Genomic DNA, 10,448 nt, shown 5'->3' on the forward strand with positions numbered 1-10,448 from the left:
CGCGACCGCCCGGCGGGCGGCCACGTCGGCGGCGAAGTCGGGCGACTCGGGCGCCAGCACCCGCACCGGTACGTCGGAGAGCGTCGCCGGGTCGGGCAGCGCGGCCGGGTCGAGCACCATCAGCGGCGCCTCCAGCACGTTCAGCCCCGCCGAGCGGGCCACCGCCAGCAGTTGCGGGGTGCTCTCGTGCACCCACTCGAAGGCCTCCGGCAGGCCGAGCTCCCGTTGCCGTTCGCGGACGGAGGCCACGTCGGCCAGCGACGGCGGTTCGGTGGCGTCGATGCGGGGCCGGGCGTAGAAGGGCCAGCCGGCGCCTTCGCGGACGAACAACACCAGCCCGCCATGCCCCTCCACGCCGGCGACGTCGCGGGGCACCGCGTCGTAGAAGCGTTCCAACCGGTCGAAGACGTCCCGATGCAGCGGATCCACCGCGCGAGACTACACGTCCCAGAGTCTGGACGGTGTGATCAATCTGGAGTGGCCTTGTGGCCCCGGCCCTAACGTAGACTCAACAGACCCACGGGCCGACGTCGTCCCCACCATGATCCAACCTGAGTGACGACAGGAGGCCCGGTGGCTCAGCCGTACGCGGACAAGACACAGCCGTACCCGCACAGCCCGCAGGCGTCCCCTACGCCCGGCCCCCGCCCGTCCGCCCAGGGCCTCTACGACCCGGCGCAGGAGCACGACGCCTGCGGGGTGGCCTTCGTGGCGGACCTGCACGGCCGGCGCTCGCACGCGGTCGTCGCCAACGGGCTCGGCGCGCTCTGCCGCCTGGACCACCGGGGTGCCCGGGGCGCGGAGCCCAACACCGGCGACGGCGCGGGCATCATGATCCAGGTTCCGGACGCGTTCCTGCGCGCGGTGGCCGGCGTGGCGTTGCCCCCGGCCGGTGAGTACGCCACAGGTCTGGTCTTCCTCCCCGACGACGACGCCGCGGAGGCCCGCGCCCGCCGGGTCGTCGAGAAGTACGCGCTGGTCGAGGGCGCGGACCTGCTCGGCTGGCGGGACGTGCCGATCGACCCGGACGGGCTCGGCGAGACCGCCCTGGCGGCGATGCCCCGGGTCCGGCAGCTCTTCGTGGCCGCGCGTCGGCTCACCGACTCGCCCGCCGGTCCGGCCGGTTCCGCGCTGCGCGGCATCGACCTGGACCGGGTGGCGTTCTGCCTGCGTAAGCAGGCCGAGCGGGAGACCGCCGAGCGGGGCGTGCCGGCGTACTTCCCGTCGCTGTCCAGCCGCACGATGGTCTACAAGGGGATGCTCACCCCCGACCAGTTGCCGGCGTTCTACCCGGATCTGCGCGACGAGCGGGTGGACAGCGCCATCGCGCTGGTGCACTCCCGCTTCTCCACGAACACGTTCCCGTCCTGGCCGCTGGCGCACCCGTACCGGTTCATCGCGCACAACGGCGAGATCAACACGATCCGCGGCAACCGCAACTGGATGCAGGCCAGAGAGTCGATGCTCAGCGGCGGTTCCACCGCCGCCGGGCACGTGCCGGGCAACATCCGGCGGGTCTTCCCGGTCTGTACCCCCGGCGCCTCCGACTCGGCGAACTTCGACGAGGTGTTGGAGCTGCTGCACCTGGCGGGGCGGAGCCTGCCGCACGCGGTGCTCATGATGATCCCTGAGGCGTGGGAGAACGACCCCGGCATGCAGCCGGACAAGCGGGCGTTCTACCGCTTCCACGCCAGCCTCATGGAGCCGTGGGACGGGCCGGCGTCGGTCGCGTTCACCGACGGGGACATCGTCGGCGCGGTGCTGGACCGCAACGGGCTGCGCCCGGGGCGCTGGTGGCAGACCGAAGACGGCCTCGTCGTGCTGGGCTCCGAGGCGGGCGTGCTCGACCTCGACCCGGCCCACGTGGTCGCCAAGGGGCGGCTCCAGCCGGGGAAGATGTTCCTGGTCGACACCGTCGCCGGTCGGATCGTGCACGACGAGGAGATCAAGTCCGAGTTGGCCGCCGCGCAGCCGTACGGCGAGTGGCTGCACGCCGGGCTGATCGAGCTGGACGACCTGCCGGCCCGCGAGCACACCGTCTACACCCACGACTCGGTGCGTCGCCGCCAGCAGACCTTCGGCTACACGCAGGAGGAGCTGAAGATCCTGCTCGCGCCGATGGCGCGTACCGGCGCGGAGCCGCTGGGCTCGATGGGCACGGACACCCCGATCTCGCCGCTGTCCACCCGGCCGCGGCTGCTCTACGACTACTTCCACCAGCTCTTCGCCCAGGTCACCAACCCGCCGCTGGACGCCATCCGCGAGGAGTTGGTCACCAGCCTGGCGTCGACCATCGGGCCGGAGGGCAACCTGCTCGACCCGGGCGCGGCGAGCTGCCGGCAGATCGTGCTGCCGCACCCCATCATCGACAACGACGAGCTGGCGAAGATCCTCTCCATCGACGAGGACGGCGACCTGCCCGGCTTCAAGGCGGTCCGGGTCTCCGGGCTGTACCGCATCCGGGAGGGCGCGCCGGGATCAAGGCGCGGCTGACCGAGATCTGCCGGCACGTCTCCGAGGCGATCGAGGACGGCGTCCGCATCCTGGTGCTCTCCGACCGGGACTCCAACGCCGACCTGGCGCCGATCCCGTCGCTGCTGCTCACCGCCGCCGTGCACCAGCACCTGGTGCGGGAGCAGACCCGCACCCAGGCGGCGCTGATCGTGGAGTCCGGCGACTGCCGGGAGGTGCACCACGCGGCGGTCCTGATCGGGTACGGCGCGGCGGCGGTCAACCCCTACCTGGCGTTCGAGTCGGTGGAGGACATGATTTCCACGGGCGCGCTGGCCGGCGTGGAGCCCGCCGCCGCGGTGCGCAACTACGCGAAGGCGCTCGGCAAGGGCGTCCTGAAGATCATGTCGAAGATGGGCATCTCGACGGTCTCGTCGTACTGCGGTGCGCAGGTCTTCGAGGCGGTCGGCCTGGACAGCCGGCTGGTCGACCGCTACTTCCGGGGCACACCCAGCCGGATCGGCGGGGTGGGGCTGGCCGGCGTGCACGCCGAGGTGGCCGCACGGCACGCGCTGGCGTGGCCGCCGGCGGGCACCGCCGACTCCGACCGGCTGGAGGTCGGCGGCGAGTACCAGTGGCGCCGCGAGGGTGAGCTGCACCTGTTCAACCCGGAGACGGTCTTCCTGCTCCAGCACGCCACCCGCAGCCGGCAGTACGACGTGTTCCGGCAGTACACGGCGAAGGTGGACGCGCTGGCGGCGCAGGCCGGTTCGCTGCGCGGGCTGTTCACCCTGCGTACCGGGGTCCGTCCGGCGGTGCCTCTCGACGAGGTCGAGCCGGCCTCCGAGATCGTCAAGCGGTTCGCCACCGGCGCCATGTCGTACGGGTCGATCTCCGCCGAGGCGCACGAGACGCTCGCCGTCGCCATGAACCGCCTCGGTGGCAAGTCCAACACCGGCGAGGGCGGCGAGGACGTCGAGCGGCTGCACGATCCGCTGCGTCGGTCGGCGGTCAAGCAGATCGCCAGCGGCCGGTTCGGCGTGACCAGCGAATACCTGGTCAACGCCGACGACCTCCAGATCAAGATGGCGCAGGGGGCCAAGCCCGGCGAGGGCGGCCAACTGCCCGGCAACAAGGTCTGGCCGTGGATCGCCCGGACCCGGCACGCCACTCCGGGCGTCGGCCTGATCTCGCCGCCGCCGCACCACGACATCTACTCCATCGAGGACCTGGCGCAGCTCGTCCACGATTTGAAGTGCGTCAACCCGGCCGCCCGGGTGCACGTCAAGCTGGTCAGCGAGGTCGGCGTCGGCACGGTCGCGGCTGGCGTGGCGAAGTTGAAGGCCGACGTCATCCTCATCTCGGGCCACGACGGCGGCACGGGCGCGTCCCCGCTGAACTCGCTCAAGCACGCCGGCACCCCGTGGGAGCTGGGGCTGGCCGAGGCCCAGCAGACGCTGCTGCTGAACAAGCTGCGCGACCGGGTCACCGTGCAGGTCGACGGTCAGCTCAAGACCGGCCGGGACGTGCTGATCGCGGCGCTGCTCGGCGCGGAGGAGTTCGGCTTCGCGACCGCGCCGCTGATCGTCGCCGGCTGCGTGATGATGCGGGTGTGCCACCTGGACACCTGCCCGGTCGGCATCGCCACCCAGAACCCGGTGCTGCGGGAGCGGTTCACCGGCACCCCGGAGTTCGTGGAGAACTTCTTCCTGTTCCTCGCCGAGGAGGTCCGGGGATACCTGGCCGAGTTGGGCTTGCGGTCCATCGAGGAGGCGATCGGGCAGTCCGAGCTGCTCGATGTCGTCCCGGCGGTGACGCACTGGAAGGCGCACGGGCTGGATCTGGCGCCCGTCCTGCACCTGCCCGAGCTGCCGGCCGGCGCCGCCCGGCGCGGGGTCCGGGCGCAGGACCACGGCCTGGAGCAGGCGCTGGACAACGAGCTGATCGCGTTGGCCCGTCCGGCGCTGTCCGAGGGCGCACCGGTACGGGTGGAGGTGGCGGTGCGCAACGAGCACCGCAGCGTCGGCGCGATGCTCGGCGGCGAGGTGACCCGCCGCTTCGGCGCGCGGCCTTCCCGAGGACACCATCGAGTTCGTGCTGCACGGCACGGCCGGGCAGTCGTTCGGCGCGTTCCTGCCGCGCGGGGTGACCCTGCGGCTGCACGGCGACGCCAACGACTACGTGGGCAAGGGCCTCTCCGGCGGTCGCCTGATCGTCCGCCCGGACGCCGCCGCGCCGTTCCTCGACCCGGACGCCGAGCCGGGGCAGCGCGCGGAGGACCAGATCATCGCCGGCAACACCATCCTGTACGGGGCCACCGCGGGCGAGGTCTTCCTGCGTGGCCGGGTGGGGGAGCGGTTCGCGGTGCGTAACTCCGGCGCGGTGGCCGTCGTCGAGGGTGTCGGCGACCACGGCTGCGAGTACATGACTGGCGGCACGGTGGTGGTGCTCGGCGCGACCGGTCGCAACTTCGCCGCCGGCATGTCCGGCGGTACGGCGTTCGTGCACCACCTGGACCGCTCCCGCGTCAACGCGGAGCTGGTCGATTTGGCGCCGCTCGGTGAGCAGGAGCAGACGCTGCTGCACGAGCTGGTCCAGCGGCACGTGGCCGAGACCGGTTCGGCGGTCGCCGAGGAGCTGCTCAAGCGCTGGCCGGATGCGGTGACCGAGTTCACCGCCGTGGTGCCCCGCGACTACCGCCGGGTGCTGGAGATCATGCGGGCCGCCGAAGCCGCCGGCCGCGACGTCGACGACGCGGTCATGAAAGAACTGACCGCACCGGCTGTGCCGGCGATGCCGGTGCCGCCCGCTCCGCGGGTGGCGGCCCAGGAGGTGGCACGTGCCTGACCCGAACGGTTTCCTGCGCTACGACCGGCGGTTGCCGGCCCGCCGCCCGGTGCCGGTGCGGATCAGCGACTGGCGTGAGGTGTACCCGCCGGCCGGTGAGGACCTTGTCCGTGAGCAGGCCACCCGCTGCATGGACTGCGGCATCCCGTTCTGCCACGACGGTTGCCCGTTGGGCAACCGCATCCCGGACTGGAACGACCTGGTCCGCACCGGCAACTGGGACGCCGCGGTGGAGTCGCTGCACGCCACCAACAACTTCCCGGAGTTCACCGGCCGGCTCTGCCCGGCGCCCTGCGAGGCGGCCTGCGTGCTGGGCATCGCCGGCGGCCAGCCGGTGACCATCAAGCAGGTCGAGGTGGAGATCGCCGACGCCGCGGCGGCGCGCGGGTTCACCCCCAGCCCCGTCCCGGCGCCGTCGGGCCGCTCGGTCGCCGTCGTCGGTTCCGGGCCCGCCGGTCTCGCCGCCGCCCAGCAGTTGGCCCGCGCCGGTCACGCGGTGACGGTGTACGAGCGCGACGACGCGATCGGCGGTCTGCTCCGGTACGGCATCCCCGACTTCAAGTTGGAGAAGCGGCACATCGACGCCCGGCTGGCCCAGCTCGCCGCGGAGGGGGTGCGCTTCCGCACCGGGGTGAACGTCGGGGTGGACGTCACCGCCGAGCAGTTGCGCGCCGAGCACGACGCGGTGCTGCTGGCCTGCGGCGCGTTGCAGGGCCGGGACACTCCGGAGACCCCGGGGCGGCCGTTGCGGGGCGTACACCAGGCGATGGCGCACCTGGTCGCGGCCAATCGCGCGGTCGCCACGGCGGCCAGCGACGGGCCCGGCGTCGCAGCGACCGGCGCGGGCCGACCGGCGCGGGCGGTGCTGCCGGACGGCACTCCGATCGACGCGGCCGGCAAGCACGTGGTGATCATCGGTGGCGGGGACACGGCGGCGGACTGCCTGGGCGTCGCGCACCGGCAGGGCGCTGCGGCGTGCACCAGCTCGACCTGTACCCGCGACCGCCGCACGAGCGCGACGAGGCGCGGGACCCGTGGCCGACCTGGCCGTGGATCCTGCGCAGCTACCCGGCGCACGAGGAGGGCGGCGAGCGGGTCTTCGCCGTCGCGGTGCAGGAGTTCGTGGACGACGGCACCGGCCAGGTGCGGGCGGTACGGATCGCCGAGGTGACCGTCCAGAAGCGCGACGGCCGGCGCGTCGTCACCGTCGTGCCGGGTTCGGAGCGGGAGCTTCCGGCGGATCTGGTGTTGTTGGCGATCGGTTTCGAGGGCACCGAGCAGCAGCCGCTGCTGGCGCAGTTCGGGGTGACCCGGAACCCTCGGGGCGCGATCGACGCCCGCGACGACTGGCAGACCGACGCCGACGGGGTGTTCGTCGCCGGCGACATGCACCGGGGCGCCTCGCTGATCGTCTGGGCCATCGCCGAGGGGGCGTGCGGCGGCCGCCGCGATCCACGGCTACCTGGGCGGCGCCGGGGGCGCTGCCGGCGCCGGTCGCCCGGCCGCGCAGCCGCTCGCCGTTCGCTGAGAGTCCGCCGGCCGGGCCGTTCCGGGCTCGACCCGGGTGCGGGAGTTCGGCCACCGCCGGGCAGGCCGCTCGCCGCTGAGACAGCGGTCACCCCCGGCGGCCGTCGTGCGGGACCGACCGGCACGAAGATCATCGTTACGCTGCGGTCATGGACATCGAGGAGCGGCTACGGCGAACCCGTCGCTGGCTGTGGGTCGTGCTGATCGGACTCTTCCTGAGCGGCGTCACCGCGTTTCCGCTGGAGATCGAGGTGCGCTGGCTGCTGCGCGCACTGGACCCCCTCGCCGGCCAACTGCCGGCGCTGGTCAACTGGATCGAGCGGGTCCACACCGGACTCGTCACGGCGGGCGAGGACTACCCGTTCCTGCTGTACGGCACCGACTGGCTGGCCTTCGCCCACCTGGTGCTGGCGGTGGCGTTCTGGGGGCCGCTGCGTGACCCGGTGCGCAACGTCTGGGTGGTGCAGGTCGGCATGATCGCCTGCGCGGGGATCGTCCCGCTGGCGCTGATCTGCGGCCCGATCCGGGACATCCCCTGGTTCTGGACGCTCGTCGACCTGTCCTTCGCGGTCGGGGCTTTCCCGCCGCTCTGGTTCGCCTACCGGCACATCCGCGCCGTCGAGGCGAGCACGGCCGAGCCGGCGGGCGCCCCGGTGGCGGTGGGCGGGGCCTCGGCGTCCTGAGCCACCACCCGGACCGATCGTCGGGCGTCGGGACAGGGGCCGGCCCCGGACAGCCGGAAGGCCCGCCGCGCGGGCGACGGGCCTTCCGGGTGATGCCTGGCTCTAGTGCGACAGCAGGTGGTGGCTCTCGCGGATCTTGGCCCAGGACTTCGGCTCGGCCGGCGGTGCGGCCTTACGCGCGGCGCTGGCCACGTCGGGCCGACCCGCGGTGAACAGCCAGGTGGTGAACAACTCGTCCAGGTCCAGACCGGAGATCCGCTCGGCGAGGGCCTGGAACTGCGCGATGGTGCCGTTGCCGTACCGGTGCTCCGCGGTCCACGCGGGCAGGATCTCGAAGAACGCGTCGTCGCCGACGGCCAGGCGCAACTGGTGCAGGGTCATCGCTCCCCGGTCGTAGACGGCGTTGTCGAAGACCCGATCGGCGCCCGGGTCGCCGGGCAGCACCTGCCAGAACTCGTCGTCGGCCGGGTAGCTGGCGTAGGTGAAGTCGAAGACCTCCTGCGCGGTGCCCTCGCCCTGCTCCTCCGACCAGAGCCACTCGGCGTACGAGGCGAAGCCCTCGTTGAGCCAGATGTTGCGCCACTCGGCCACCGAGACGGAGTCTCCGAACCACTGGTGCGCGTTCTCGTGCGCCACCACGTACGTGTTGGCGCCACGCCGCCAGAAACCCGGCCCGTACACCGGTCGGGTCTGCGTCTCCAGCGCGAAGCTGATGCCGTCCACCGGCCCGGCCACGCCGCCCTGCGCCTCGAAGGGGTACGGGCCGAAGATCCCGCTCTCCCAGTCGACGATCTCGGCGGTCCGCTCGATGCTGGCCCGCGCGGCCGGCCCCAGCTCGCCCAGCGAGGTGCTGTACGCGTTGACGACCGGTTGGCCACTGGGCGTGGTGTCGGTGACGATGTCGTACTGGCCGATGGCCATGAAGGCCAGGTAGGTGGCGGTGGGGGAGGTGGTCCGCCAGATCCACCGGGTGCGGTTGCCGGCCTCGGCCACCGGCGGCCGGGGCTGCACGCCGTTGCTGATCACCTCGACGCCGGTGGGCACCGACACGGAGATGTCGAAGGTGGCCTTGTCCAGTGGGTGGTCGTTGCTCGGGAACCACCACCACGCCGACTCGGGCTCGTTGACCGCAAGCGCCCCGTCGGCGGTACGCGTCCAGCCGGTGTAGTCATTGACCAGGGTCTCCGACGGGACGCCGGCGTAGCGCACCACGATGGTGAGCTGCTGGCCCCGGGTGATGGTGCGGGCCGGCGTGACCACCAGCTCGTGCGCACCCGCGGTGCTGCTGCTCGCCTCCCAGCCGTTGACGCGTACCGATTCGACGTCGAGCAGGAAGTCCAGGTTGAACGCCGAGAGATCCTGCGTGGCGGTGGCCAGGATGGTGGTGGTGCCGGTGAGCCGGTCGGTCGCCGGGTCGTAGCGCAGCCGAACGTCGTAGTGCTCGACGTCGTAGCCGCCGTTGCCGTAGTCGGGGAAGTAGGTGTCGCCCAGGCCCGGCGCACCGGGTTGCGGCGCGACGGTGACGGTGGGCCGGCCCCAGCCTGTCGGGGCGGCCTGGCCGGCGGTGCCGGCGAGCATGGTGCCGGCGGTGGTGAGGGTCAGGGCGGCGGTGGCCGCCGTGAGGACTCGTCGCACGAGGTGGACTCCCTCCATCGGGTGTACGCCTCGCCAACCTAATCGACAACGGTGAACCTTGCCGGCCCGCCGCGCGGCCGGGTCGGCTATTCCAATGATCTAAGTGTTTCGATAGCATTACCGCCTGGTAACAAATGTTCCACCCCTGGCCACGCGCGCGGTCGCAGGATCCCACCACCCCGTCACTGTGGAGGTCCGTCATGCCCCACCGCCCGCTGGCCCGCGCCCTGGCCGCGCTGGTCGCCGCGTTCACCGCCGCCCTCGGCGCCGTGCTCGTCCCCGGCACCGCCCAGGCCGCCGCCGTCAACTACGTCGCGCTCGGCGACTCGTACTCCTCCGGTGTCGGCGCCGGCCCGTACGACTGGTCCGGCTGCCTGCGCAGCCAGAAGTCGTACGCCCCGCTCTGGGCGGCCGCCCACGGCGTGACCAGCTTCAGCTTCCCGGCGTGCGGCGGCGCGGTCACCGCCGACGTGCTCAACGACCAGGTCAACGCGCTCAGCGCCAGCACCACCCTGGTCACCATCACCATCGGCGGCAACGACGCCGGCTTCGTCGACGTCATCACCAGTTGCCGGTTCGGCAGCACCTCGTCCTGCACCAACGCCGTCAACACCGCCAAGGCGTTCGCCACCTCGACGCTGCCCGGCCGGCTCGACGCCACGTACGCCGCCATCCGCAACCGGGCGCCCAACGCCCGACTGATCGTCCTCGGCTACCCACGGCTGTTCGAGACGACCTCCTGCGGTTGGCTGGCCATGAGCACCTACAAGCGCACCATCCTCAACGAGGCCGCCGACGTGCTCGCCTCGGTCACCGCCAGCCGGGCCGCCGCGGCCGGCGCCACCTTCGCCGACACCCGGGGCGCCTTCGCCGGGCACGGCGTCTGCGCCGGCGACCCGTGGATCAACGACATCTCCGGCATCGTCGAGGCGTACCACCCGGACGCCGACGGCTACCGCTACGGCTATCTGCCTGCGCTGAACGCCGTCACCGGCTGACGCGCACCATCACGTCGGGCGCCGACGGTCCAGACGTGGGCCGTCGGCCGCCGCGACCCGAATGCGCGGGTCGGTACTGTCCCGGTGTCACCGCTGTCCGTTAGGGTTTCCGCGAACCGGACAGCCGTGGCGTGGGAGGCACAGCGTGGGCAGGCTCGCGTCGGCGTACGGGCAGGCGGTCACCGCCCACGGGGGGCCCGAGCACACCTGGACACCGTCCGGGGCGCGCTCGGCGCCGCCCCGGCACCCACCGCGCCGGTCGGCGCCGGCGACCTGGTCGACCGGCTGGCCCGCCTCGGCGGCGCGC

4 protein-coding genes and 3 pseudogenes are annotated in these 10,448 nt (G+C 72.7%); 5 read left to right on the forward strand and 2 right to left on the reverse strand.

What is annotated here, in order from left to right; all coding sequences use genetic code 11:
* Positions 1 to 420, reverse strand: a pseudogene (locus tag JNW91_RS25990) (GNAT family N-acetyltransferase); the annotation flags it as partial.
* Between the two features lie 153 nt (positions 421 to 573).
* Here JNW91_RS25990 and gltB point away from each other — a divergent pair.
* The 3 genes and pseudogenes from gltB (at position 574) to JNW91_RS26005 (ending at position 7,508) form a co-directional block, all read left to right on the forward strand.
* A pseudogene (gltB, locus tag JNW91_RS25995) lies at positions 574 to 5,298 on the forward strand (glutamate synthase large subunit).
* Positions 5,291 to 6,826, forward strand: a pseudogene (locus JNW91_RS26000) (glutamate synthase subunit beta). Before gltB ends, JNW91_RS26000 begins: the two co-directional pseudogenes overlap by 8 nt.
* 148 nt (positions 6,827 to 6,974) lie before the next feature.
* The gene (locus JNW91_RS26005; protein ID WP_203177993.1) at positions 6,975 to 7,508 is read left to right on the forward strand and encodes a hypothetical protein; all 534 of its coding nucleotides are present in this window, start codon (positions 6,975 to 6,977) and stop codon (positions 7,506 to 7,508) included.
* 102 nt (positions 7,509 to 7,610) lie between these two features.
* Here the strand turns inward: JNW91_RS26005 and JNW91_RS26010 are convergent, their stop codons facing one another.
* Positions 7,611 to 9,143 carry a M1 family metallopeptidase gene (locus JNW91_RS26010; RefSeq protein ID WP_203177994.1) on the reverse strand — a complete coding sequence of 511 codons (1,533 nt, stop codon included), beginning with the start codon at positions 9,141 to 9,143 and terminating at the stop codon, positions 7,611 to 7,613.
* Between the two features lie 200 nt (positions 9,144 to 9,343).
* Between JNW91_RS26010 and JNW91_RS26015 the strand changes: the two genes are divergently transcribed.
* Positions 9,344 to 10,141: an SGNH/GDSL hydrolase family protein gene (locus JNW91_RS26015; RefSeq protein ID WP_203177995.1), complete on the forward strand. Its 798-nt coding sequence runs from the start codon at positions 9,344 to 9,346 to the stop codon at positions 10,139 to 10,141.
* Positions 10,142 to 10,267: 126 nt separating this feature from the next.
* The coding region (locus JNW91_RS32685) for a hypothetical protein (RefSeq protein WP_238425719.1) at positions 10,268 to 10,448 on the forward strand (181 nt) is incomplete at its 3' end.

This window comes from Micromonospora parastrephiae (genome assembly GCF_016802865.1).
Classification (GTDB): Bacteria; Actinomycetota; Actinomycetes; order Mycobacteriales; family Micromonosporaceae; genus Micromonospora; species Micromonospora parastrephiae.